General features: G+C 28.1%; 25 protein-coding genes. 12 read left to right on the forward strand and 13 right to left on the reverse strand.

Annotated elements, in window-relative coordinates; translation table 11 throughout:
• Positions 1-22: 22 nt before the first annotated feature.
• Genes ACYQ1U_RS08075 through cobA form a run of 3 tightly spaced genes read left to right on the forward strand, consistent with a single transcriptional unit; the run spans position 23 to position 4,905 of the window.
• Positions 23-1,786 (forward strand): ferredoxin--nitrite reductase, encoded by a 1,764-nt coding sequence (locus ACYQ1U_RS08075; protein ID WP_459886555.1) that lies wholly within the window; start codon positions 23-25, stop codon positions 1,784-1,786.
• 21 nt (positions 1,787-1,807) lie between these two features.
• The gene (locus tag ACYQ1U_RS08080; protein WP_459886559.1) at positions 1,808-3,772 is read left to right on the forward strand and encodes a molybdopterin oxidoreductase family protein; all 1,965 of its coding nucleotides are present in this window, start codon (positions 1,808-1,810) and stop codon (positions 3,770-3,772) included.
• Between the two features lie 2 nt (positions 3,773-3,774).
• A complete protein-coding gene (cobA, locus tag ACYQ1U_RS08085) occupies positions 3,775-4,905 on the forward strand; it encodes a uroporphyrinogen-III C-methyltransferase (protein WP_459886562.1) in 1,131 nt (376 codons plus the stop codon).
• Between the two features lie 18 nt (positions 4,906-4,923).
• On the opposite strand, the gene bamA is transcribed toward cobA, so the two are convergent.
• Positions 4,924-7,104: an outer membrane protein assembly factor BamA gene (gene bamA, locus ACYQ1U_RS08090; protein ID WP_459886565.1), complete on the reverse strand. Its 2,181-nt coding sequence runs from the start codon at positions 7,102-7,104 to the stop codon at positions 4,924-4,926.
• Between the two features lie 69 nt (positions 7,105-7,173).
• On the opposite strand from bamA, the gene ACYQ1U_RS08095 reads away from it, so the two are divergent.
• On the forward strand, positions 7,174-8,001 hold the full coding sequence (locus tag ACYQ1U_RS08095; protein ID WP_459886568.1) for a prephenate dehydrogenase: 828 nt from the start codon (positions 7,174-7,176) through the stop codon (positions 7,999-8,001).
• Positions 8,002-8,148: 147 nt separating this feature from the next.
• Here ACYQ1U_RS08095 and ACYQ1U_RS08100 read toward each other — a convergent pair whose 3' ends face one another.
• From ACYQ1U_RS08100 to ACYQ1U_RS08155, 12 genes are all read right to left on the reverse strand, one after another.
• On the reverse strand, positions 8,149-8,745 hold the full coding sequence (locus ACYQ1U_RS08100; RefSeq protein WP_459886571.1) for a Fic/DOC family protein: 597 nt from the start codon (positions 8,743-8,745) through the stop codon (positions 8,149-8,151).
• On the reverse strand, positions 8,726-8,851 hold the full coding sequence (locus tag ACYQ1U_RS08105) for a hypothetical protein (RefSeq protein WP_459886574.1): 126 nt from the start codon (positions 8,849-8,851) through the stop codon (positions 8,726-8,728). The genes ACYQ1U_RS08100 and ACYQ1U_RS08105 overlap by 20 nt, the downstream gene beginning before the upstream one ends.
• Before the next feature lie 903 nt (positions 8,852-9,754).
• A complete protein-coding gene (locus ACYQ1U_RS08110; RefSeq protein WP_459886577.1) occupies positions 9,755-10,276 on the reverse strand; it encodes a thiamine phosphate synthase in 522 nt (173 codons plus the stop codon).
• A 140-nt stretch (positions 10,277-10,416) separates the two neighbouring features.
• Positions 10,417-11,097 (reverse strand): F0F1 ATP synthase subunit A, encoded by a 681-nt coding sequence (locus ACYQ1U_RS08115; protein WP_459886579.1) that lies wholly within the window; start codon positions 11,095-11,097, stop codon positions 10,417-10,419.
• 194 nt (positions 11,098-11,291) lie between these two features.
• The gene (locus ACYQ1U_RS08120) at positions 11,292-12,035 is read right to left on the reverse strand and encodes a TIGR02757 family protein (RefSeq protein WP_459886592.1); all 744 of its coding nucleotides are present in this window, start codon (positions 12,033-12,035) and stop codon (positions 11,292-11,294) included.
• A gap of 56 nt (positions 12,036-12,091) precedes the next feature.
• Complete coding sequence (gene flgK, locus ACYQ1U_RS08125) at positions 12,092-14,245, reverse strand: flagellar hook-associated protein FlgK (protein WP_459886594.1); 2,154 nt, start codon at positions 14,243-14,245, stop codon at positions 12,092-12,094.
• Between the two features lie 2 nt (positions 14,246-14,247).
• Complete coding sequence (locus tag ACYQ1U_RS08130) at positions 14,248-14,658, reverse strand: hypothetical protein (RefSeq protein ID WP_459886596.1); 411 nt, start codon at positions 14,656-14,658, stop codon at positions 14,248-14,250.
• 25 nt (positions 14,659-14,683) lie between these two features.
• A complete protein-coding gene (locus tag ACYQ1U_RS08135) occupies positions 14,684-14,872 on the reverse strand; it encodes a flagellar biosynthesis anti-sigma factor FlgM (protein ID WP_459886600.1) in 189 nt (62 codons plus the stop codon).
• 44 nt (positions 14,873-14,916) lie between these two features.
• The gene (locus tag ACYQ1U_RS08140) at positions 14,917-15,186 is read right to left on the reverse strand and encodes a rod-binding protein (RefSeq protein WP_459886602.1); all 270 of its coding nucleotides are present in this window, start codon (positions 15,184-15,186) and stop codon (positions 14,917-14,919) included.
• Positions 15,187-15,195: 9 nt separating this feature from the next.
• Positions 15,196-16,149: a flagellar basal body P-ring protein FlgI gene (locus ACYQ1U_RS08145; protein WP_459886604.1), complete on the reverse strand. Its 954-nt coding sequence runs from the start codon at positions 16,147-16,149 to the stop codon at positions 15,196-15,198.
• 111 nt (positions 16,150-16,260) lie between these two features.
• Entirely contained in the window at positions 16,261-17,514 is a 1,254-nt protein-coding gene (locus ACYQ1U_RS08150; RefSeq protein ID WP_459886607.1) for an MFS transporter, read from the reverse strand.
• Positions 17,515-17,523: 9 nt separating this feature from the next.
• Positions 17,524-18,303 carry a histidinol-phosphatase HisJ family protein gene (locus tag ACYQ1U_RS08155; RefSeq protein ID WP_459886609.1) on the reverse strand — a complete coding sequence of 260 codons (780 nt, stop codon included), beginning with the start codon at positions 18,301-18,303 and terminating at the stop codon, positions 17,524-17,526.
• 53 nt (positions 18,304-18,356) lie between these two features.
• On the opposite strand from ACYQ1U_RS08155, the gene ACYQ1U_RS08160 reads away from it, so the two are divergent.
• The 8 genes from ACYQ1U_RS08160 (at position 18,357) to ACYQ1U_RS08195 (ending at position 24,105) form a co-directional block, all read left to right on the forward strand.
• Positions 18,357-19,016, forward strand: a complete 660-nt coding sequence (locus tag ACYQ1U_RS08160; RefSeq protein ID WP_459886612.1) for a hypothetical protein — start codon at positions 18,357-18,359, stop codon at positions 19,014-19,016.
• 3 nt (positions 19,017-19,019) lie between these two features.
• Positions 19,020-20,303: a peptidase U32 family protein gene (locus ACYQ1U_RS08165; RefSeq protein WP_459886615.1), complete on the forward strand. Its 1,284-nt coding sequence runs from the start codon at positions 19,020-19,022 to the stop codon at positions 20,301-20,303.
• A gap of 101 nt (positions 20,304-20,404) precedes the next feature.
• Positions 20,405-20,902, forward strand: coding sequence for a 5-(carboxyamino)imidazole ribonucleotide mutase (gene purE, locus ACYQ1U_RS08170; RefSeq protein ID WP_459886618.1), 498 nt, complete (start codon positions 20,405-20,407; stop codon positions 20,900-20,902).
• Positions 20,902-21,360, forward strand: coding sequence for a DUF3972 domain-containing protein (locus tag ACYQ1U_RS08175; RefSeq protein WP_459886621.1), 459 nt, complete (start codon positions 20,902-20,904; stop codon positions 21,358-21,360). The genes purE and ACYQ1U_RS08175 overlap by 1 nt, the downstream gene beginning before the upstream one ends.
• Positions 21,361-21,441: 81 nt before the next feature.
• Positions 21,442-21,678, forward strand: a complete 237-nt coding sequence (locus tag ACYQ1U_RS08180) for a glutaredoxin family protein (protein WP_459886624.1) — start codon at positions 21,442-21,444, stop codon at positions 21,676-21,678.
• Positions 21,675-22,535: a damage-control phosphatase ARMT1 family protein gene (locus ACYQ1U_RS08185; protein WP_459886627.1), complete on the forward strand. Its 861-nt coding sequence runs from the start codon at positions 21,675-21,677 to the stop codon at positions 22,533-22,535. The genes ACYQ1U_RS08180 and ACYQ1U_RS08185 overlap by 4 nt, the downstream gene beginning before the upstream one ends.
• Positions 22,532-23,389, forward strand: a complete 858-nt coding sequence (glyQ, locus tag ACYQ1U_RS08190) for a glycine--tRNA ligase subunit alpha (RefSeq protein WP_459887182.1) — start codon at positions 22,532-22,534, stop codon at positions 23,387-23,389. Before ACYQ1U_RS08185 ends, glyQ begins: the two co-directional genes overlap by 4 nt.
• A complete protein-coding gene (locus ACYQ1U_RS08195; RefSeq protein WP_459886630.1) occupies positions 23,386-24,105 on the forward strand; it encodes a Nif3-like dinuclear metal center hexameric protein in 720 nt (239 codons plus the stop codon). Before glyQ ends, ACYQ1U_RS08195 begins: the two co-directional genes overlap by 4 nt.
• Positions 24,106-24,107 lie beyond the last annotated feature (2 nt).

Consider the following 24,107-nt stretch of genomic DNA (forward strand, 5'->3'; position numbering starts at 1 on the left):
ATTCATACAAAAAAGGTCTTAAATGATTGAGAAATTAAAAGAAATAAATTTGAGACATTCAAAAAAACTAAATAAGATTGAAAAATTAAAAGAAAAAACAAATCCTTTTGAAGCTCTTGAGAGGTTAAAAGAAAGAAGCTTGCTTCCTGAAGATAGAGACTTTTTTTTAAAATGTTTTGGTTGTTTTTATAAAAAAAATACAGATGATTATATGATAAGGGTTAGAATTCAAGATGGAGAGATAACTCCAAATCAGGCTCAAAAAATAGGAGAAATTGCTAAAACATTTGGAAATGATTATATAGACCTTACGACTAGGTCTCAAATAGAACTTCGCTATATAAAGGAAAAAAATCTATACAATGTTTTAAAAGAGTTTGAAAGTACAAATATTATAACTTACCAAACAGGAGTTGATAATTTTAGAGGAATTTTAACTGACCCAATGGCTGGAATTAGTGTTAGTAGTTTTATTGATGATAAAGAGTTAAGAAAAAAATTAGAAGAAGAATTCTTAGGAAAAGAAGTTTGCACCCTTCCTAGAAAATTTAATATAGGAATTTGTGGTAATATTAAAAATACATCAAATGTTTTTACTCAGGATTTAGGATTTGCTCTTGCAAAAAGTAAAGGTGAATATGGTTTTAGGGTATTTATGGGTGGTAGAGTTGGAATGATTGGAAAAGATACTAAAATTTTTGTAAATATTGATGAGGCAGTTAAACTTTTTAGAGGTGTTAAAGAGTTATTTAAAACATATGGATTTAGGGATAATAGAAATAAAAATAGATTTGCCTTTTTATTAAAAGAAGTTGGACTTGAGAACTTTATAAAAGCTCTTGAAGAGTATGTGAACTATGAATTTAGAAAAGAAAGTGAACTTTTAACTTCTAAAGAAATAAATTATCATATTGAAGAAGAACTAGTAAATGGTAAAAAGGCATATAAATTTATTGTACCAAGTGGAATTTTTAGTGGGACTGATATGATAGAAGCTGGGAATTTAGCTAGTGAATTTGATGGGGTTATTAAACTTACGTTTGATCAAAACTTTTATATAACAAATGCTGATGATAGTATAAAAGAAACTAAACTATATAAAAAATATTTCCCAAATCCATATTTCAATAATCTTGTGGCTTGTGCAGGGACAAAGACTTGTTCTTTTGCAGTAATTGAAAATAAAAATGATGCTATAAATTTAGCTAAAAAATTGAGTGTTTTAGCACCAATTGATGGAATAGTAAAGTTTCATTGGTCAGCTTGTGTTAAAGGTTGTGGGATTCACGGAGTAGGGGATTTTGGATTTGAAGGTACAAAAGTTAAGATAGATGGCAAAACGGTAGAAGGGGTTAATATTTTTATTGGTGGAAATTCAATTAAAGAAGGAAAAAAGGTTTTAAGTGTACCTTTAAGTGAACTTGATAAATATATTTTGCCTATGATGAAATTATATCAGGGGAGAGAACCATATGAAAAATGGTATGAAAAGGCAAATATAAGTGAATGGGCGGTAGCTTTTATTATGAAGTTTAATGCTAAGTTTTTTGAGTTTTTACCAAAACTTCCTCTTAAATCAAATAAAATAGAATTTTTTGAAATTAAAGAGCTAGGTAATAGCTTGTTTTATCAAATTTCAGGAACTCATGCGTTTGATGATTTATATAGACCATTAAAGGTAAAAAGTCTTAAAGAGTTTGGATATAAAGATGAAGTGCATCAAATTATTGATAAAATGGTAAGAGGTGATTTTAGTGTTTGGAGTGAAGTACTTAGTGAAATTTAAACTTTTAATGGAGAATAGGATATGATAAAAAGTGTATGTAGTTACTGTGGAGTTGGTTGTGGATTTGAGATAGAAAATAAAGTAAAAGGAATAAAAGAATACCCATCTAATAAAGGGCTTATTTGTAAAAAGGGTAGTTTAGAAGATAAAGTAATAAATAATAGAATTTTAAAACCTCTTTTTCGTGAAAGTAAAGATGAAGAGTTTAGAGAAATTAGCTATGAGGAAGCTATTAAAATAGTAGCAAGTAAATTAAAAAATATTAATCCACAAAAAGTAGGGTTTTATCTATCAGGTCAGCTTTTAAATGAAGATTATTATATAGCAAATAAATTTGCAAAAGGATATATCAAAACTAATAATGTTGATACCAATTCGCGTACTTGCATGGCAAGTGCTGTTGTTGCAATGAAGAAGGTTTGGGGCAGTGATTATGTCCCTTTGACTATGGAAGATGCTTTAAATTCTAATCTTTATATATTAGCCGGTAGTAATATTGCTGAAGCTCATGTTGTATTTTTTAATAGAGTAAAAAAAGCTAAGAAAAAGGGTTTAAAAGTTATTGTGATTGACCCTAGATTCACAAAAACTGCAAAAATTGCTGATTTATACATACCGATAGCTCCAGGGGGAGATATTTATTTTTTCTTGGCTCTTGCTAAGAGGTTTTTAGATGAAAACTTGATTGATTTTGATTTTTTAAGAGAAAAAGTCAATTTTGATGAAAAATATTTTGATAAATTAAAAGAAATTAATATTAGTAAGTATCTAGAACGGGCTAAAGTCAAAGAAAAAGATTTTGAAGAGTTTATAAGACTATGGAAAGAAAATGAAAACATAGTTGGAAGTTGGACAATGGGACTTAATCAAAGCAGTGAAGGAGTTGAGAAAAACATTGCTTTTATTAATTTATTTTTACTTACTGGCAAAATTTTTAAACCAAATAATGGTCCATTGTCTCTCACTGGTCAGCCTAATGCAATGGGAGGTAGGGAAGTTGGAGGACTTGCAACTACTTTGGCTGTTCATTTAGACTATTCACCAGAAAATGTTAAAAAGGTAGAGAAGTTTTGGGGAGTTAGTGGTATTCCAAAAGAAAATGGTCTTACAGCTGATGAGATGATAAAAAAAGGAAATCTAGAGTTTTTACTTGTTGCTCATACTGACCCTGTATATCATTTGCCAGATAGAAATGAAACTGAGAAGTATTTTAAACAAATTGATTTTGTAGTAGAGTTTAATGCATATAAATGGAGCGAAACAAGTAATTTTTCTAATCTCATAATACCAGTGGCTCCTTGGGGAGAGAAAGAAGGAACTCAGACAAATCTTGATAGACTTATAACAATTCAGATGCCTTTTAGAAAAAAATTAGCAAAGCAAGATTGGGAAGTTATATCCGATATAGCAAGAGAACTTGAGTTTAGTGGATTTGATTTTAGTTCAAGTAAAGATGTATTTAATGAATACAAAGAAATGACAAGACTAAGTTTAGATTTGAATATATATGAATGTGATTATGATGAGTTAAAAAATAAACCATTCAGATGGGGAGAGAATTTAAAAGATCCTCTTACTCAAAACAAAAAAGTAAATCTTATTTGGGTAGAACCAAAAAGTAGAAGTTTAAGTCCAAGTGAAAAGTATCCTTTTATTTTATTAACTACTCGTCTTGAAAATCATTGGCACTCAATGAGTAAAACTGCTCAAGTTATAAGTGATGAGGTAGACTTTGTAGAAATAAACGAAGAAGATATGAAAAATCTTGGATTAAATGAAGGTGATTTAGTTAAGGTAACTAGTCAATTTGGAAGTGTGAAGGTTAGAGTTAAAAAAGCTAAAATAAAAAGAGGAGTAGTTGCCATTCCTATGCATTTAAGAGGTATTAATTATTTAACAAATCCAATACTAGATCCTGTAAGTAAAGAACCAGACTATAATCATACTCCAGTAAATATTATAAAAATAGTGGAGAATGGAGAATAAAAATGTTAGTAAACCTAAAAATAAAAAGAGCTTTAATTATTGGAGCAGGAAAAGTTGCAAAGCAAAAAGCTGATGTTTTAAGTAAATGTGGAGTTGAGTTTGAGGTAGTAGCTAAAGAAGTTGGTGAAAATTTTGATTATCCTGTAAAAGTAAAAAAGTTTGAAATAGAAGATACAAAAGGATTTGATGTTGTAATTGATGCGACCGGTAATAAAGATGTTACGAATGAATTGCTTAAAAACAAACACTTTTTATTAAATGTAGTAGATAAGCCAGAGTTTTGTGATTTTTATTTTGGAAGTATTGCTAAAAAAGAAGATATAGAAGTTTGTATAAGCAGTAATGGAAAGATGCCAAGATTAACGCAGGTTGTTCGTGATAGAATTGAAAAGATATTACCAGGAAGTTTTGAAATTGATAGAAAAAAAACTTATGAAGAGGTAAAAAAAGATACTAGTAAAGTTTTTTTAATTGGATGTGGTCCAGGAGCTTTGGATTTACTAACAATTAGAGCTTATAATACTTTAAAAGTACTTGATGTAGCATTATATGATCATCTTGTAAATCCTGAAATTTTAGAACTTTTGCCTGAAAGTTGTGAAAAGATTTATGTAGGAAAAGAAAAAGGAAAACATAGCAAAAAACAAGAGGAGATAAATAAAATTTTGATATCTAAGGCGAAAGAGGGTAAGATAGTTGGAAGATTAAAAGGCGGACACCCTTTTGTTTTTGGAAGAGGATATGAAGAATTTTTGGCTTTAAGTGGTGAAGGAATTGAAGTTGAGGTAGTTGAGGGACTTAGTAGTGCTATATCAGCACCTACTGAAGGTTTAATACCTTTGACTCTAAGAGGACAAAAAGATAGTTTTATAGTAGTGTCAGCTCATTTAAGAGGTGCTAGGATTAATTTAAATTGGGTGGATTTGTTATTTAGAGAAAATATAAGAGTTGTAGTTTTAATGGGTCTTAGTAGAAGAAGTGAAATAAGACAAAAAGCTTTAGAAATTGGTATCTCTCCAGATAGAGAAGTATATATAATTTCAAATGCTACAAAAAACCAAGAAATTATAAAAACAACACTTCAAAACTTAGATAAAGTGAAGGCTAAAAAGCCAGCAGTTATTGTGTTTTAGCGAGTATGTAGTTTTGTATTAAAAACTAGCTCCTAAGCTAAATTCAAACCTTTGTAAATCATCTCCTTTTTCACTTTTTATAGGCCAAGCCCAAATAAAACTAATAGGTCCCATTGGAGTTATCCAGTCAATCTCAAATCCATAACTACTTCTTGTAATATTTAAACTATCTTCTCCAACAGCCCCATAATCAATAAATCCTGTAAGCCAAATTTTGCTTTTAAGGCTTAAAGGAGTAGATATTTCAGGACCTGTTATAAATTCATATTTTCCACCTATTTTATTTCCTGTGCTATCTTCAGGAGAAATTGAATACCAATTAAATCCTCTAACAGTTTTGCTTCCTCCTAAATAAAATTTTTCATCAATTGGTAAATAACCATTTTTTATAATAGCCCCACCAATTATTCTATATTTTAAAACAGCTACTGTATTATACGTTTTATCTATTATAGGATAAAAATATTTAAATTTTGCTATATTTTTAATGTATTTTTCATCCCCTCCAAGTCCTGCAAATTGTGAAGAAAATCTTGTCTTTACTCCTGTTGTTGGGAAAAAGTAATCATCAGTGTTGTTATAGCTAATACCTAAAGTTATATAGCTTTTTATACTTTCTGGTTTAATGTATTCGGTTGTATTATAGTCACTCAATTTTGTATTAACATAACCATATGTAACATCAGCTGAAGTAAATCTATTTAACATTTTACCAATACCAATATAACCACCTCTTTGTTTTGATGTATATGAGATTCCTTGAAATGTTTGATTATATATAGCAGTATTTAAAGAATATTTAGTATCTAAAACTCTTGGATTGAATAGGCTTATTTTGTAAGTTCTTGAAACAGAGCTAACATCCGCACTAACTCCTAAGCTTTGTCCACTTCCAAATACGTTTTTTTCACTAACTGCTAAATTAAATCCAAGTTTAGTATAACTTCCATAGCTAATTCCAGCTCTGAGTGTTCCACTTAGACCATCTTTTGCTTTTACTATTAAATCTATTTTATTTGAAGATACTCTTTTTTTAATAATTTCTACTTTTTCATAATATCCTTTTCTTTTTAAAGAGTTGATACTATCTTGATAATCTGTATAAGAGAATTTATCTCCGGGAGCTAAGTAGATATTTCTTCTAACGACTCTATCAAGGGTTTTATTGTTTCCTTCGATTATTACATTATTAATATATACAATTTTTCCCGGAACAACATCATAAGTAACTAATGCATAGTTTTTTTCTTTTTTTATTTGAGGGTATACTTTAACATAAGCATAACCTTTATCCATAAAAGCGTGAGATATTTCTTTCAAATCTGCTCTAAGTGCTGATACGTTAAAGTATTTGTCTTTTTTAAGGTTTAATTTTGGAAGTTTTATTTTTATATTTTTAGGGTAGTTTACTTTTACTTCTTTTACAATATATCTTTTTCCTTCAATTATTTGGTAGTCAATATCAGCAAAATAACTATCTAAGTTTGCATTTGCAAAAGGTTCACTTACTTTTGCATCCATAAATCCAAGATTTAGGTAATAGTCTTGAAGAGATTGTTTATCTTTAGTTAATTTATATAAATTTAATTTTCCACTGTTTGTAAAAGGTAAAATGCTCCAAAAACTTCTTGGTCTGTTTTCTACTTCATCAAGAAGATCACTTTTATCAAGAGTAGAGCCAAAAAAGTTTACATCTCTTATAATTACTTCTTTTCCTTTATTTACAATAATTGTAAGTTTTATTCTATTGTTAGATAAAGAAGTTTTATCAATTTTTACTGCAGTATTGAAATAACCTTTTGCAAGATAATATTGTTTTATAAATGTTTTTAAATTTTTTAATTTTTCTTCATTTAATATTTCACCTTTTTTAGGAAGAGTGTTTTGTTCTTTTAATAGTTTTTTTAAATCTTCTGAGACATTAATCATTTCGATTTTAGCAATTGTAGGTTTTTCTTTACATATAAAAGTTAAAATGCCTTTTTCGTAGTCTACTTTTATGGTTTGAAAATATCCAGTTTTATATAAGGCTTTTATACTCTCATCGATTTTTTCAATATTTAACTCGCTATTAGGTGTTATTTTTATAATTGTATTTGCACTAATTGGTGAAATATGTATAAGACCTTTGTATTTGATTTCTTTTATCTGTGAGGCTAATAAAAATATAGGTATTAATAGAAATATCGATTTTTTCATAGTTCTCCTTTTTTATGATGAATAAAATTATATCGTAAATGTGATATAATTTTCTTAAAAAGAGGTTAAATGACTTGTGCTATTGTAGGTCTTGGACTGATGGGAGGAAGTTTTGCTCTTGCAACTAAAAGTTATTTTGAAAAAATTATTGGGATTGATCATAATGAAACACATCAAAAACAAGCTTTAAGTCTTGGTCTTGTAGATGAGGTTAGTAATCTAGATGGGGCAATAGAAGCTGATGTTATTGTTTTAGCTATTCCTATTAGGGGAATTATTAATGTACTAAAAGAAATCTCTTGTTATAATCTAAAAAAGGATACTTTAATTATTGATTTTGGTTCAACTAAAGAAACAATAATAAATGAATGTCCTAAAAACATAAGAAAAAATTTAGTAGCATCTCATCCAATGGCTGGGACTGAATATTCTGGTCCTGAGGCTGCTATAGCAGATTTATATAAAAACAAAGTAATGGTAGTTTGTAATATTGAGGATAGTGGGGAAGAACAAGTAAAAAAAGCTTTTGATATTTATAAGTTTTTGGAGATGAAAATAAAAATAATGGATGCAAGTGAACATGACAGACATGCGGCATTTATATCACATATGCCTCATATTGTTTCTTTTTCAATTGCAAATTCAGTACTAAAACAAGAAGACAAAGAGCACATTGTGGCTCTTGCAGCTGGTGGATTTAGAGATATGAGTAGACTTGCTAAAAGTAACCCTCATATGTGGAGAGATATTTTTAAAGAAAATAAAAAAAATTTACTTGATTCAATTGATGATTTTAAGAGTGAGCTTGAAAAAGCAAAAGAGATGATAGAAGAAGAGAGATGGGATGAACTCTTTGAGTGGATGAAAATGGGAAATAAACTTCATAAAATTATGTAATTTAGTTGTAAAGTAGTTAAGTTGTGACCACTTCACATAAAGCTTATGTATATTTTTCTTCTTATACCAATTTTAATTTATTTGAATTCTTTTGTTATTTAATAAAAACCTTTTATTTAGGTTTTTTATAGTGTTAAATTCAAAAAGTTACAATTTTTTTATTGAGTTTTTTATTATTTTTTCAAAACATTCTTGATCAGCACTTCTAACACATTCTATCGCACATTTAATATAATCATCTTCATTTATATCTGAATAATCGATTATATCATACCCTGCATTTATAGATAGAATATCAATAAATAATCTTATTATTCTACCATTTAATTCATAAAATGGATGTATTGCTATTAACTCACATTTATAATATGCTAATTTTTTTATAAAAGTTTCTTTATCTAAATTTTTTAAATAATTATCTTTTTTTAATTCATTAAAAATTTTTTTCATTTCCTGTTTAACATAAATGCCCCTACAAAAAAGAGTATTACCTTTTGCTATATCTACATCTCTATATATTCCTGCCCAATCATATAAATCCTGAAAAATTTTTTTATGAAGATTTATGAAAAAATTTTCATTCAGTTCAATATTAAGCTTTGTAGCAAATTTTTCATAAGCTTCAAGTAGAAGTAAATGCTCTATTTCTCTTAATTTTTCTTCATCTTTTATATTAAGTTTATTTTTGGGTATAGAAGTTTTAGGATAATATATTTCACTTTTTTTAAACGTGTACTTTGACATTATATTTAGATTTTATCTCTTTTAATTTTTTTTCAGTAAGATTAATTTTATATCCTTCTAATCTCATAGAATGATAAACTACTTTTTTGAATCTATTTTTTTTCATAAAAATTCCTTTTATAAGGATATATAATTATATCAAAACTCCAATTGTTTTCATAAAATTTTTGGCACTGACTAAATAGGGACAAAAATTGCTTTTTTTTAGAAAAAGGTTAATCTTATGAAAGTTGGATTTAATAAAGGGAAAAAATATAAAAAATATAAAAGATTAACTCAAGAACAAAAGGAAATGATTTTTAAATTATTCTCAGAAAAAATGTAATTAAGAAAAATAGCAAGAGTTATTGGAGTAGAATTAGGAACAGTTCAATATCATTTAAAAAAAACTTATGGAGTATGAAGAGTTGTATAAACTATTTGTAAATCTTTTGAAAAAAGCTAATTTAGTGTTTTCATATCTTTGTTTAGATGAACTTTATACTTTTTATGGTAAAAAAGATAATAAAGCTTATGTATGGACAACAGTGGGAGTTACTAAAACAGGAAGAAAATTTTATTTTTATTTTTTATCCAAAAAAAAGATATTGAAAGTTTATTATCGTTTAATTTTGATTTGCCAAAGGTAGAAAGATATTACACAGATGGTCATTTTGCATATTCAAATGTTTATGAAGATAAAGTAATATCAATTCTAATATAGTCATAGTTTTTAAATAGAAGTATATGCTTTAATTGGTTGTATTTGATTAACTAATACCAATTCTTAATTAGTTAGTTACTTTATAAATGTTTAAAATTTCCTTAATTTCAATACTTTTCATCATTTTCCATTGTCCATTTTCCATTGTCAATTGGTATAAATTTTATTATACTGAAGTGTCTAAACATCTTGGAATTGGTATTATTTAAAAAGAAAAGAATTTTTTTCTTTAAAACTTTTAAAGGATTATAAACAATGCATAGAGAAATTTTTATAGTGGTGAATTTGATTATTCTTAGTAAGAGTTTAACTTCTTTTATAAAAGTATCTAATACTACCAAAGCCAACTGCTTTAGTTTTTTTTATTTCTTTAACTTGGTCTTGTGAGACAATTCCTCCAAGAGCTATAACTTTTGGATGTAGGTTGCAAATATGATTTAATACATGAATACCAAGTCCACATCTATTTTTTGACTGAAATATTGGAGAAAAAGTGATAAAATCAGCAACACTAGCTTTTTTGACTTCTAGAGGATTATGGGTTGATGCTATGACTATTTTTTTGTTTTTAAATTCTTTAATAAAATTAAGCTTGCTTGATGGAATATGTACTCCATCGAACATTTCAAGTAATTTTTCATTTTTTAAACTATCAAAATTTATAAAAATTTTTGAATATTTTTTAGCAAAGTTTGCAAACTGCAATATTTCATTTTCATCAAAATACTCTTTATTTCTATAGCAAATAAACTCAGGTTTATGCTTTTTTATAGCTTCAAAAGTTTCTTTTAAAGAGTATTTGGGGTCTGTAATCATATATTTAATCATAAAAAAATCCTTGTAACTTTTAAGAGGTTTTTTGTAATTTGAGGAACTTGGACAAATTTGTAGTTAGAGAGTGTCTTTGAGTAATAAAAAACATATTAAAGTTATACATAGGACTTAAAATAAGCCCTATGCAAAATTTTTTATAGAGTTTCTTCTTGACCTGAAATAGCTCCATATAGGTAAACATATGTTAATACCATAAATACGAAAGCTTGTAAGAATGCTGAAAATGTAAGTAATGCATAACCTGCAAGAGGGAATACCCAAGGAGCCAGCATTAGTAGAACTGCTAAAAATAGGTCGTCCCCTTTTATGTTACCAAATAACCTGAATGCAAGTGAGATAATTCTAGAAAAATGTGAAAGTATTTCAACAGGGAACATTAAAGGAGCTAGCCATTTTACAGGACCTGCAAAGTGAGCAATATAGTGTACTATACCTTGAGCTCTAATACCTTCAAAGTGATAGAATAAAAATACCATTAAAGCTAGTGTTAAAGTTAGGTTTACATTTCCTGTCGGAGATTCAAACCCAGGGATTATACCAAGTAAGTTACCCATAAAAATAAAAATTGCTAAACTTCCAGCAAGAGTTAAATATTTTCTTGCAGTTTTTTCATCTGCAACATCTTTACCAATAGCTAAAATCCCACTAACTACTGCTTCCATTACGTTTTGGCAACCGCTTGGTACTAATTGAAGTTTTCTTGTAGCAAGTTTTGCTACTGCTACTGCTAAAATAGCTGCAAGAATTGTATGTACAATTAGTTGAGTATATGGGTCGTGACCTAAAAAGCCAAAAAATAACCACAGTTCATTCATAGAAAAGTCCTTTTTGATGGAATTGTATCATATTATTAAGTTTATTTTAATAGTGAATTGTGAAAAAATTAGAAAATATTACTGAATTTTAGTGAGTAGTGAATAGTGAGAAATAATTGGTAGTTTGTTATTTATTTCACTCAAAATCCTAAATCCTATATTACTTGGAACCTGGAACTTGGAACTTCACTACTTCATTTGCTTGGAACTTGGCTACTTGGCAACGTTATATTTAGTTGACCAATTCTATAGAGTGCAAAATCATATTTTAAAGGATCAAGCGGATCAAATTCTTTTAGTTTATTTGTAAGTTCTATAGCTGCTTGTAAATCATATGTTTTTCTTTTTAAAAGACTAAGTTTTATTGAAACTTTGTGAGTATGAGTATCAAGAGGAATTATTAAATCTTTTTTGTCAACTCCTTCCCATAGTCCTAAATCAAGATCGTCTCTTCTTATCATCCATCTTAAAAACATATTCCATCTTTTATATGGACTAACTCCTTTTGTACAATTTGGAGGAATTTTACCTATTAAAAATTCATAACCTTTTGATTTATAAGGAGTAGTTTCATAAATTTTTATAATTATTTCTCTAATTCCATCAATTGGATTTTTTGTTTTTTCATATCCTTTTAAGAAAAGTTCATTTAATGAATATTTGTCTTTCATTTTTTTTAAAGTATCTAGAAAAACTTTTACATCTTCTTTTGTTTGGAATCTATAGTATGAATCATTTGAGTTTAGATTATTTAGATCAAGTGAGTTTAAAAACTTTAAAATTGCTTTTACATTCCCATATGCAAAAAGTGAAGCAATTAATGAAATATATTCATCATTATATTTTTTTGCAATAATTATTGGGTCAAGTTTTTCTTCATTTACTTCATAAATATTATTTTTTATTAATTCATCCAGTTTTGTTTTTATCGTTTCCATATCAACTCACTTTTGTAATTTATCATTCTTTATTCTTTACTAAATCTAATTATTTATTATTGTTTTATACCAAATAGTGCATCAAGCATTTGATTTATAGTTGTTATTACTTTTGCATTTGCTTGATACCCTCTTTGAAATTTTTCAAGATTAATTAACTCTTCATCAATATTTACTCCACTTATTGAATAGTATTCATTTTGGATACTTGTAAAAAGAGTTTCAGTTGTTTCTTTTTTTGTACTTACTGCTGCAGTTTCATTTGCAAGAGAAGAAGTAGTAAGTCTATAAAATCCAGTAATAGTGTTTTGAGTAGATTTTCCATTTTTATAAAAGGTTATATTTTGAAATTGAAGTTCTAATATTTGATTTGCTACTTCATTGTTTCCTTCATTTGGAGCTTTATATGCATTAATAATACTTGGGTCATTTGCTAATTCATCTCTTAAATTAATAGTAAAAGCATCTTTTCCATCAAGAAATTTATTAACTCCTAAGCTTCCTCCAAAGTTTGCTGTATCGTTATCTAATCCTACAAAAATATTTTCTTTTTTAGGAGATAAAATAAATTGACCATTTAAAATTTTTGCTTCATAGTAATCGTCTATATCATTATTTGGATTGTTATCTTGATTGTCGTCTATATTAGGAGTGTTTATTTGAGCAATTATTCCTTCAAGTGTTGAATATTTTGGATCTTTTGAATCCATATTTATAGTAATTGTTCGTCTTGCTATTTCTTCACCATTATCATCATAAACTACTATATCAAAATTACCATTTTCAAGAGGAATAGGTAATTTTGTAGTATTTATCTTGTTAAGAGGCATATATTCAAGTTCATTTAATGCGCTAAAAAGCAAACTTCCATCATCTTTTACTAAAACATTTGTAGATTCTTTTCCATCTGGAGTTACAAATTTTATTTCTCCATTTACAAGTTTAGCAGTAGTTGAGGTTTTTCCATTTAGTGTGTTATTTATATCACTAATAATTTCATTAATACTTTTATTGGGATCAATTTTTACTGATACAGTGTCTATTTGGTTTGAGTTATCATCATATATATTTAGTTTCATAATACCTTTTCTTACAGGATGTGATAGATAATCACTAATCAAAGAAAGAGGTTTTTTAGCTAAATCTTGAGAAATGCTAATTATTTTGTAGTTGTTATCTGTTTGGATAGAAGGTTTTGCTGAATATGAATATATAGAGTTAATACTTCTAATCATTCCTTGTGCAAGAGCATTTAGTGAGCTTAAGATATCTCCAATATTACCATCTTTTGGGGTAGAGTCATCATTAAACTCATATCCTCTAATTTGAAGTAATCCCCCAATTTCTCCATCAATACTTTTTGTAATATCAACTTCGCTAAAATCTTCTTTTTGGATCGCTATATTTGTATTTCCTATTACATCTAAGGTTTTTAATGGGTTATAAGTATTATTATTTAATAAAGAATATCCTCCAAGAGTAATTTGATAATCTTTTGTATAATCTACAGTGTTTTCTCCTTGTACAGGTATTGATTGAACATCATTTTTGTATATACTAACACCTAAAAGTTCTTTTAATCTTTTCTCAAGAGCATCTCTTTTATCTCTAAGTTCATTTGCATTAGAAATGTTATTTGCTTCATGAGCAGATATTTGTTTGTTAATATCTGCAATTTGTTTTAAAATATTATTTGCTTCATCTACTTTTGATTTTATTTCGTCGTTTATATTTTTTTGAATATCTTTTAGTTTATTTGTTAACATATGAAAAGTATCGCTAAGAATTTGAGTTTTTGCTGCTAAATCTACTTTTGCACTTCCATCATTTGGATTACTAGCAAATGTTTTCCAAGCGTTAAAAAATTCTTCAATATCTTTAAAAAGTCCCTCATCATTTGTATCAGGGAAATATGTAGATATTTCTTTTAGATATTGTTCCATAGTTGAATATTTTTGAAGGTCTTGAGAAGTTTTCGTCATTCTATTAAATAAAAATACATCAGTTATTCTATAAATACTACTGATTTCTACACCAGTGCCAATATCTCCTGGAATTGAATTAATAGAAGAAAGAGAGCTAAATACTGCTCTTTGTCTTACATAATCTGGATTTGAAGCGTTTGATATATTATTTGAAGTAGTTTGAATGGCTATTTGATGGGCATTAAGACCACTTAGGGCAGTTGATAAAGATGAAGAAATAGCCATTTTTAAGCCTTTAATTGTAATTTAGAGTCAAAAGTTGCTGTTTCGTTATAGCTGATTTGCTTTTCTTGTTTTATTTTGAGTAAAAGAGTGTTATAAAAGTTTGCTACACTTAAAGCAAGGCGTGAGAAATGTCTGTGTTTTTGATGAAAAATATTTAACTTTTCTCTGAATTCATCAAAAAGTTTTGCTTCTTCAGGGGTAAAAATTTCTTCGATTGGTTTGTTTCTTTTTACTAAAATTAAGTCAATTTCGTTTTTTAATTCATAAAATTTCCCGGCTAATTTTTCTTTTGGAGTAGTGTTTGAAAAAACTGCTTCATGATTTGCTTTTTTTATATTTTTAATATCTTCCTCAGTTATTTTTATTAATTTATCTAGAGTATCAATTATTTGATTTAGTTTAAGAGTTAGCATTTTATCCCCTTTTTAGGGGTGGAGATTAAAGAAGAGCCTTTGCAAAAGAAGTTGCAGTTTTTTCTATATCTATTTTATATGTACCGTTTTGCAAGGCTTCTTTTATTTCCTCCACCCGTGGTATTTTTTGAGTTTGTTTTGTTTTTTGAACTTGTATTTTTTCGTTACTATTTTGAATAGTGTTTAGTGTATATGCCGAAATTTTTCTAATCATTTTAGCCTTCTTTTAAGAATTTTTTTATTTTTATAAATCGGCATTTACACTTTATTTTTTAGGTAATCAAATAAAAGTTTAGAGTAACCAAAGTTTCCACTTATTTCTTGAGATAAAGTTTCTTCATACATTGCTTTATAAATTTTTTCACCAGGACTCTCTGGAAAAAGAGCGTTTTTAGATTCAAGAGCTTCTTTTAAAAAAAAGTTTAATATTTCAGCTTCAAATGCATCACATTCTTTTTTTAATTTTTCTAAGTTTTTTTCTTTTGTTATATTTATTTGATTAGTTTGCAAAAAACTATTTATTTGCATAATTTCTCCTTAATTTATAATCAATTTTGCTGTAAGTGCATTTGATGCTCTTAAATTTTCGAGTATTGCTATAATATCTTGTGGGCTAGCTTTTACTTTTTGTAAATTCTGAGTTAGTTCTAATACATTTGTTTCTTTTTCTATTTTTATAGTAAAATTGCCATACATTATAACTGTTGGTTTTACTGTTATATCACTTCCAGCAACAACTGTTCCGGTTCTTTCATCAATAACTATTACTGATTCTCTAGGTACTAAAATATTTAGATTTTCTACATTTGCTAGGAATTCTGGCATTGAAAGATTTTTTGGTTTTTTTAACTGAACTGTTCTTGGATCAATAGCAATTGCTACTTTTTCTTTAAAATGTTTATTTATAGTGTTTTGAATTTTTACAGCTAAATCAAAATCGCTTTTATTTAAAGATAAAGTAGCAAAATTTTGGTGATATATATCCCAAACAATTGCTCTTTCAACCGTTGCACCGTTTATTACTTTAACAGTAGTTGTGAAATGCTTTTGGTTTTTACCACCTTTTAGATTAAACCCTCCTATTGTAATTGGTCCCTGAGCTAGTGCATATATTTTTCCATTTACACCTTTTAAAGGTGTAATTAATAATACTCCTCCTTGTAAGGATTTAGCATCTCCAATTGATGAAACGGTTACATCAATTTTATCTCCTTCTCTTGCAAAAGGAGGAAGCGTAGCTGTTACCATTACAGCTGCTACATTTTTAGACTTAATATCTTTTGGGTCTAGTTTAACATTTACATTTTTTAATAAGTTTGAGAGGGTTTGATTGGTAAACTTTGAAGATGAATCCCCACTTCCATTAAGCCCTACAACAAGTCCATATCCAATTAGCTGGTTGTCCCTAACACCTACAATTGAAGAAATATCTTTTATTTTTTCGGCATTTGCAAAAAAGATTAAAAAGAATATTATAATTAATCTAAACATCTATTGCCTTTTTATAAGGCTCTAGCAAAAATTGTTCCAAATGTATTAGAGGTTGTAGAGGTATTAGAGTAATAAATTAATGTCAATGTCCTCTACTAACCTCTACTAACCTTATATAATGTATCTAACTATTAGCTTTCCATCTCTTTCATAAAAGTCATATACATTTTTTTGAGTTTTAATTTTTTCAATAAAGTCTTTATTAAAGTTAGTATATTCAACTATTTTGAATTTTTTAATAGATTTCATTTTAATAAGAGATATAACCCAAACTATACTTACAATTATTGTAATAAATAAAAATGGAACTAAAAGAGAATGTTTTAGAAAGTAACCACTAACTGCGCCTCCTAAGAAAATTCCAAGATATTGGATTGTATTTGAAGTAGATAAAGCTGTTGCTTTTTGATGAGCATATGCTACTTTACTAACAAAACTTTGTAATACTGGTTCGAGTAAATTAAAGCCAAAGAAAAATAAAATTACTCCAATTAATGCGACAACTGAAGAGTGGTTTTCTAATCCAAGTAGGAAAAAAAGTAGGGCAACTAATATATTAAATGCTGATAAAATAAATACAAGTTTTCCTTTTTCTTTTTTTTCAGCTAAAATTGCTCCAAGAGGCAGGGCAAAAAAACCTAGTATTAGAGCTGGTATATAAATTTTCCATAGTTCAGTTTTTTCATATCTAAAATTTTGAGTAAAAACTAAAGGAATAAGTAAGAAAAACACACTCATAAGACCTTTTTGCATAAAACCTGAGAAGAATAGTTTTAATAGTTCTTTATTAGTTAATATGTCTTTTAGTGAGCTTTTTTTTGAATGTATAATTTTTGGAGCTGGAGGTATTTTTTTTATTACTAAATATATTGAAATTAGGGCGAGTACTGCGGTTAAAATAAATAATTTGTCTGTGCCATAGGTAGTACCAATTGTTGGACCTAAAATCATAGATAAAGCAAAACTTAATGCAATAAACTGTCCCATTCTTGCAAATGCTTTTGTGCGAGAATTTTCATCAGTTAAATCTGCAATATATGCTAGTATTACGCCACCAATAGCACCAGCTCCTTGAAGAAGTCGTCCAAAAATTAGCATATAAATATTTGTAGAAAAAGCACAAACTAAACTCCCTAAAAATAACAAAAATAGACCAACAACTAAAATAATTTTTTTGTTGTATTTATCGGCAAGTTTTCCAAATGGGATTTGTAAAAATACTTGAGAAAGAGCATACGCTCCAAGTGCAATTCCTACACTAAATTCTGTAGCTTCTTGAAGATTCATTGCATATATAGATAAAACAGGCATAACAATAAAAAGACCTAAAAATCTAATAGCCATTAATAAACTTAAATAAATCATTACTCTCCTTTATATTTTATAGTATTGTTTTGATTTTTTTTCGAAGAAAACTAGTTTGTCAACTCCTAAATTTTTAAGTTTTTGTATAGTTTCTTTTAATTTAAATCCAACTTGATTTAGTGAATGAGCATCTGATGAGGTAGTTAAGTCTATTCCTTCATTTAAAATCATTTCAAGCAGTTCATCTGATGGATATAGTTCTTTTACAGGTTTTCTAAGACCTGCTGTATTAATTTCGACTGCCATATTAGCTTTTTTTATAGCTTTTATAGCATTTTTTGCAATATCTTTTAAGCTTTTTTTTGGTTTATATCCGAAAACTTTAATTAAATCAATATGTCCTACTATTTGAAAAAGTTTTGAGTCTGCAAGTTTTTCAATATAGCTAAAATATTCCTTATATATATCATCTACATTTCTTGTTTCCCATTCTTTTATAAATTCAGGATTATCAAATCCCCAATTATCAAGAAAATGGACACTTCCTATTAAATAGTCTACATCTGATTTTAGAACTCTTTTATCTATATATTTTGTTGGTGTGAAATCAACTTCATATCCAAGTAAAATTGTTATTTTATTGTTATATTTTTTTTTAAGGTTTTTTATTTTTTTTTCATATAGTTTCATTTCATCAAAACTCATTCTATATTTTTTATCAAATTCCATAGGGGCATGGTCTGCAAAACCGTAAATTTTTATCTCTTTTTTAATGGCTTCTTCTACATATTCGAGAGGTTCGCCTGTTGCATGTTTGCAAAGAGGAGTATGATTATGTAAATCTAGCATGTTTTGCCTTTTTAAATGAAATTATATATAATTAATCAAAAAAAGAGGCGGCCATGACACAAGAGGAACTTGATGCTTTATTAAATTCTCATAATGATTTAGAGAATATGGAAGACATAGAAGATAATGCTGGTGAAGAATTAGAAAATGAAATTGAAAATAATAATGAAGATGAGGAAATATATCCGCCACCTGCGGATGATAAACATAAAGTAGTAGCACAACTTGATGAAGTAACAAAAGAAAGTGAAGAAAAGGCTTCTCAGGTTCTTGAAATAATTACTTCAATTTCTGATGATTTAGAAAAATATATTTCGAGTTTTAAGAGTATTTTGGAATTTCTAGAACATCAAAAAACTATTTTTGAAAAACTGCATGAAAAATTTCCTGATATTAAGACTTTTGAAAAAGAGCTAAACTCGATAAATGAAAAAATTAATGAAATAAATGAAATTTTAAATGAAAGCGATGAAGTAGAAAACAAAGTATTAATGGCGCTTGAGATTATGCAATATCAGGATATTCATAGACAAAAAATAGAAAGGGTTATTAATATTATGAGAGCTCTTATTAAATATATGAATAAATTATTCGAAGGAAGATTACCTGATGAAGAGAGAGTCAAAAGTGCTCATCACATACATGGAGATGAAAATGAAGATGTTGTTAGTGAGGAAGATATTGAAGAATTACTTAAACAGTTTGGAGTGTGATAAATGAAAAAAGTTGAACTACTTTCACCAGCAGGAGATTTTGAAAAATTAAAAATAGCAATTGAATATGGAGCTGATGCTGTTTATGCTGGAGTTAGTCATTTTTCACTTAGGTGTCATAGTGGAAAAGAGTTTGATTATGAAACCTTTAAAGAAGCGGTTGATTATGCGCACAAAAGAGGAGTTAAAGTTTATGCAACAGTTAATTCGTTTCCTTTTGAAAATCAACTATCAATTGTTGAGGAGCATATAAAAAAGTTAAAAGAAATAGGTGTTGATGCTTTAATTGTTTCAACTCTTGGTGTAATAATGAAAGCTCGTGAACTAGCACCTGAAATTGATATACATCTCTCAACTCAAGCAAATGCCTTAAATTCTTGGGATTATATAGCTTATAAAGATTTAGGAGTAAAAAGAATAATAGCAGCTCGTGAGACTACTCTTAAAGATTTAATAAGAATAAAAGAAAAAGTTCCAGATATTGAAATTGAAATATTTGTTCATGGAGCAATGTGTTTTGCATATTCTGGAAGATGTCTTTTGAGTGCAGTGCAATTTGGAAGAAATCCAAATAAGGGAAGTTGTGCAAATGATTGTAGATATCCTTATGTTTTATATGCTGAAAACCCAGAAACTGGTACTATGTTTAAATTAGAGGAGTTTTCAGATGGTACATATATTATGAATGCAAAAGATTTATGTTTAATCGAGCATATTCCTGAAATTTTAGAAAGTGATGTTATTGATAGTGTAAAGATTGAAGGGCGTACTAAAGCACCATATTATGTAGGAGTTGTTACAAAAGCATATAGAGATGCTATTGATGAATGGTATAAAACAGGCAAGTGTGAATGTAAAAAGTATTTAAATGAGATTTTAACTACTAAAAATAGAGGTTTAACTGATGCATATATTGTAAAAAGACCGTTTGAGAGAAATGATACTCAAAACCTTGAAACTTCTTTAACTTATGGAGAGTGGCAAGTAGCTGGTATTATAAATGAAGACAACAAAACATTTATGTGTAAATATAAAATATTTCTAGGGGATGTGCTTGAAATTGTTTTACCAAAAGAATCAAAAATTGCTACTTGTAAAAATGAAATAGGAGAAATTTTTGAAAAAAATGGAAAATGGTATGTGAAATTCGATAAAATTATGACTATTTCAGGAAAAGAGTTAAAAAGTGTTCATAGCGGAAATCAAAATCCAATAAAATTGCCTTGTGATTTACCATATTTAACATTTTTGAGAAAAAAAGTTGAATTTGCTCCAAATGGAGTATAATAAGAAGTTGCCAAGTTCCAGGTTCCAAGTGAGAAATGAAAAGTGAAAGATAAAATTAAATTTAAACTTTTAATTAAAAATAATTAAAAAAAGGAGTAATTATGAGGTTTGTAAGTATTTTAATGGGAAGTAAAAGTGATTATGAAATTATGAGAGAAGCAGTTAAAGTATTAGAAAAGTTTCAAATTCCATATGAGTTAATTATTACTTCAGCTCACAGAACACCTGATAGAACTCATGCTTATGTAAAAGAAGCTGAGAAAAAAGGTGCTAAAGTTTTCATTTGTGGTGCAGGAATGGCAGCTCATTTAGCAGGAGTTGTAGCAAGTTTAACAACTAGACCTGTTATTGGTGTTCCAATGCCAAGTGGAATGATGGATGGGCTTGATGCACTTTTAAGTACTGTTCAAATGCCAGGAGGTATGCCAGTAGCAACTGTTGCAGTTGGAAAAGCTGGAGCTAAAAATGCAGCATATTTAGCTCTTCAAATTTTAGCAAACAATGATGATGAACTAAAAGCTAAACTAGAAGAAGATAGAAATGCTCAAGCAAAAAAAGTTGAACTTGACTCAAAAGAAGTGGAAGTAAGACTTGATTAATGCAGACTTGGTTAAGTATTGAAGAATTTTCCAAATTAACTGGAAAAACTAAAAAAGAGATAATTGTTCTTTGTAAGCAAAAAAAACTTAAATGTAAAAAGCAAGATGATACTGTGTATATAGAAGTAGAATCAATGGCTAAGGCTATTGTGCCTGAGCCAACACTACAGATAATTGAAAAAGAACAATCTGTTGTTGAGAAAACTATCGGCATGTTTTTAACTCTTCATGAAAAAGTTTTAATGAGTAAAGATGAAACAATTGCTGCATTAAAAGAAGAAAACCAATTTTTAAAAGAATCTATTTACTCTATTCAAGAAGATTATGAAGTGCAGAAGAAAACAATTGAGAGACTTCAAAAACAGCTTGAAATAATCCAAGAAGAACTTGAGTTTTGCAAGCGAAAATATAAGCTTATGTGGGGACAAGTGCTTAAAAAAGAAGACGAAGAGAAGTAGCCAGGTAGCCAACCGATCTAAGTTAATTTATACGTGGAACCTGGAACTAGAAACTAGTAAATTTCAAATAAAGGAGGAAAAATGGCAAAAAGAGTAGTGCTCTTTACTGCACCTGGATGTATTTGGTGTACAAGGGCTGAGCAGTTTTTTAGAAAAAATAAAATTAGATTTTCTAAAATTGATATCAGTAAAGATAGTAAAGCTGCAAAAGATTGTGAAAGACATGGATGTAGAGGTGTACCTGTGATTCTAATAGGAAATAAATGGATTTGTGGATTTAATGAACCTGTAATTAAAAAGGAGTTAGGTATTAAATGAATATAGCTAAAGAGTGTTATTTATGTATTTATAAGCAAATATATAATATAACTGAAAAATTTAGTCTTGATGATAAAAAAGCTAGCGAGGTATTAAAAACAAGTGCAAATATTTTAAGTAAATACGATATTAATGTAACTTCTCCTGAAATTGCAGCCAAACAGTATGAAAAAGTTAGTAAAATTTTAGGAATTAATGATTTATTTGAAAAAGAGAAAAAAGAAGCAATTTTAGAAGCTTTAAAATTTAAGCCTATTCTTAAAAATAGACTTAAAAAATCAAAAAATAAACTTTTAGATGCTTGTAAAATTGCAGTTGCTGGAAATGTAATTGATCTTGGTATTCATCAAGAGTATAATTTAAAAAAAGAGATTAAAAAAATATTTGAAATGGTATTTAAAAAAAATAATTATGATGAATTTAAAGAAAAATTAACTAAGGCTAAAACTATTTGTTATCTTGCTGATAATGCAGGTGAGAATGTATTTGATGAAATTTTAATAGAAACAATAAAGGAAATTTATAATCCAAAAGTTTATTATATAGTAAGAGGAAGACCTGTAATTAATGATGTAACAATGAAGGATTTAAAAGCTCTTGATATTTTAAATGAGGCTCAGGTTATTGATAGTGGAGTGCCAAGTCCTGGATTTCATCTAAAATTTGTAAATGAAAAAGCAAAAGAGATTTTTTATACTTCTGATATGGTTATAAGCAAGGGAATGGGGAATTTTGAGTGTCTTTATGGAGAGTGTGGTAGGGAAGTTTTTTATTTATTTAAAGTAAAGTGTGAGGTGGTTGCTCGTGCGGCTAATGCAAATGTAGGAGATTATATGCTATTTAAAGGAGATATATAATGTATTTTAGTGATTTACTTTTAAAGTTACAAGAGTTTTGGAAAAATAAAGGTTGTAATATTGTAATGCCTTATGATTTTCCAAGTGGGGCTGGGACATTCCATCCAGCAACACTTCTTAGAAGTCTTGAAAACAGACCTTGGAATGTAGCTTATGTAGCACCTAGTCGTAGACCTACTGATGGGAGATATGGAGAAAATCCAAATAGACTTGGAAGTTATTATCAGTTTCAAGTTATTATGAAACCAAGCCCTGATAATATCCAAGAAATTTATCTGGAAAGTCTTGAATATTTAGGACTTGACTTAAAAAATCATGATGTTAGATTTGTAGAAGACAACTGGGAGTCACCAACACTGGGTGCTTGGGGACTTGGATGGGAAGTATGGCTTGATGGTATGGAAGTTACTCAGTTTACATATTTTCAACAAGTAGGAGGTCTAAAAACATTTCCTGTGCCAGTTGAAATTACATATGGGACTGAGAGACTTGCAATGTATCTTCAAGGTGTTGATAATGTATATGATATAAAATGGAATGAAAATACAACTTATGGAGATATGCATAAAAGAGGTGAATTTGAGTTTTCAAAGTATAATTTTGAAGTAGCAAATGTTGATATGCTTTTTAGATGGTTTGAAGATAGTAGAAACGAGGCAAAAAGATGTATAGAAGCAAAATTGCCGCTACCGGCATATGATTATACTATTTTTGCATCTCATATCTTTAATGTACTTGATGCAAGAAAAGCTATATCTCAAACTGAGAGACAAAACTATATTTTAAAAATCCGTGAACTTGCAAAAGCAGTAGCAGAGCAATACGCAGAGATTCATAACAAAGAGGAAGAATGAAAGTAAAAGAAATATATAATTTTCTAGATGAAATATCCCCTTTTTCATTGCAAGAAGAGTGGGATAATAGTGGATTAAATATTGGAGATTTTGAAAATGAAATAAGAAAAGTTTATATTTCTCTTGATATTGATGAAAGTGTAATAGAAGAGATAGAAGAAAATTCTATTCTTATTACCCATCATCCTTTGATTTTTAAAGGAATAAAAAAAGTTTTACCTGATAGATTTGCTACAAAATATTTGATAAAGCTAATACAAAAAAATATTTCACTAATTGCAATGCATACAAATTTTGATAAAACCCATCTTAATGAATATTTTGCTAAAAAAGTTTTAGGGTTTGAAGGTAAAAAAGAAGATTTTGTTTTTTATGCAGATGTTAATATAAAATTTGATGAATTAGTTAAACTAGTAAAAGAAAAAATTAATTTAGAGCATTTAAAAGTAGTAAAAGCAAAAGAAGATATAAGAAAAGTTGCGATTACAACTGGGGCTGGAATGAGTTTATTAGATGTAATTAGAGCTGATTGCTTTTTGACAGGGGATATCAAATACCATGAAGCTATGGATGCGAAATCTCGAGGGATTAATTTAATTGATATAGGTCATCATGAAAGTGAAAAATACTTTGTAGAAGCTTTATATGAGGAGATAAAAAATTTAAATGTTGAAATTATAAAAATAAATTCTCAAAATCCATTTAGCTTAATTTGATA

Source organism: Caminibacter profundus (assembly GCF_054657155.1).

What these genes read in the sequence shown, in the direction of transcription:
- ACYQ1U_RS08155 (WP_459886609.1), bottom strand. Translation starts at nt 18,303, where the DNA reads ATGCTAGATTTACATAATCATACTCCTCTTTGCAAACATGCAACAGGC.
- ACYQ1U_RS08145 (WP_459886604.1), bottom strand. Translation starts at nt 16,149, where the DNA reads ATGTTTAGATTAATTATAATATTCTTTTTAATCTTTTTTGCAAATGCC.
- ACYQ1U_RS08075 (WP_459886555.1), top strand. Translation starts at nt 23, where the DNA reads ATGATTGAGAAATTAAAAGAAATAAATTTGAGACATTCAAAAAAACTA.
- ACYQ1U_RS08195 (WP_459886630.1), top strand. Translation starts at nt 23,386, where the DNA reads ATGAAAGTAAAAGAAATATATAATTTTCTAGATGAAATATCCCCTTTT.
- ACYQ1U_RS08140 (WP_459886602.1), bottom strand. Translation starts at nt 15,186, where the DNA reads ATGCAAATAAATAGTTTTTTGCAAACTAATCAAATAAATATAACAAAA.
- ACYQ1U_RS08095 (WP_459886568.1), top strand. Translation starts at nt 7,174, where the DNA reads ATGACTTGTGCTATTGTAGGTCTTGGACTGATGGGAGGAAGTTTTGCT.
- ACYQ1U_RS08185 (WP_459886627.1), top strand. Translation starts at nt 21,675, where the DNA reads ATGAATATAGCTAAAGAGTGTTATTTATGTATTTATAAGCAAATATAT.
- ACYQ1U_RS08080 (WP_459886559.1), top strand. Translation starts at nt 1,808, where the DNA reads ATGATAAAAAGTGTATGTAGTTACTGTGGAGTTGGTTGTGGATTTGAG.
- purE (WP_459886618.1), top strand. Translation starts at nt 20,405, where the DNA reads ATGAGGTTTGTAAGTATTTTAATGGGAAGTAAAAGTGATTATGAAATT.
- ACYQ1U_RS08120 (WP_459886592.1), bottom strand. Translation starts at nt 12,035, where the DNA reads ATGGAAACGATAAAAACAAAACTGGATGAATTAATAAAAAATAATATT.
- ACYQ1U_RS08150 (WP_459886607.1), bottom strand. Translation starts at nt 17,514, where the DNA reads ATGATTTATTTAAGTTTATTAATGGCTATTAGATTTTTAGGTCTTTTT.
- ACYQ1U_RS08135 (WP_459886600.1), bottom strand. Translation starts at nt 14,872, where the DNA reads ATGATTAGAAAAATTTCGGCATATACACTAAACACTATTCAAAATAGT.
- ACYQ1U_RS08100 (WP_459886571.1), bottom strand. Translation starts at nt 8,745, where the DNA reads ATGTCAAAGTACACGTTTAAAAAAAGTGAAATATATTATCCTAAAACT.
- ACYQ1U_RS08115 (WP_459886579.1), bottom strand. Translation starts at nt 11,097, where the DNA reads ATGAATGAACTGTGGTTATTTTTTGGCTTTTTAGGTCACGACCCATAT.
- ACYQ1U_RS08165 (WP_459886615.1), top strand. Translation starts at nt 19,020, where the DNA reads ATGAAAAAAGTTGAACTACTTTCACCAGCAGGAGATTTTGAAAAATTA.
- flgK (WP_459886594.1), bottom strand. Translation starts at nt 14,245, where the DNA reads ATGGCTATTTCTTCATCTTTATCAACTGCCCTAAGTGGTCTTAATGCC.
- ACYQ1U_RS08160 (WP_459886612.1), top strand. Translation starts at nt 18,357, where the DNA reads ATGACACAAGAGGAACTTGATGCTTTATTAAATTCTCATAATGATTTA.
- bamA (WP_459886565.1), bottom strand. Translation starts at nt 7,104, where the DNA reads ATGAAAAAATCGATATTTCTATTAATACCTATATTTTTATTAGCCTCA.
- ACYQ1U_RS08180 (WP_459886624.1), top strand. Translation starts at nt 21,442, where the DNA reads ATGGCAAAAAGAGTAGTGCTCTTTACTGCACCTGGATGTATTTGGTGT.
- ACYQ1U_RS08110 (WP_459886577.1), bottom strand. Translation starts at nt 10,276, where the DNA reads ATGATTAAATATATGATTACAGACCCCAAATACTCTTTAAAAGAAACT.
- ACYQ1U_RS08105 (WP_459886574.1), bottom strand. Translation starts at nt 8,851, where the DNA reads ATGAAAAAAAATAGATTCAAAAAAGTAGTTTATCATTCTATGAGATTA.
- cobA (WP_459886562.1), top strand. Translation starts at nt 3,775, where the DNA reads ATGTTAGTAAACCTAAAAATAAAAAGAGCTTTAATTATTGGAGCAGGA.
- ACYQ1U_RS08130 (WP_459886596.1), bottom strand. Translation starts at nt 14,658, where the DNA reads ATGCTAACTCTTAAACTAAATCAAATAATTGATACTCTAGATAAATTA.
- ACYQ1U_RS08175 (WP_459886621.1), top strand. Translation starts at nt 20,902, where the DNA reads ATGCAGACTTGGTTAAGTATTGAAGAATTTTCCAAATTAACTGGAAAA.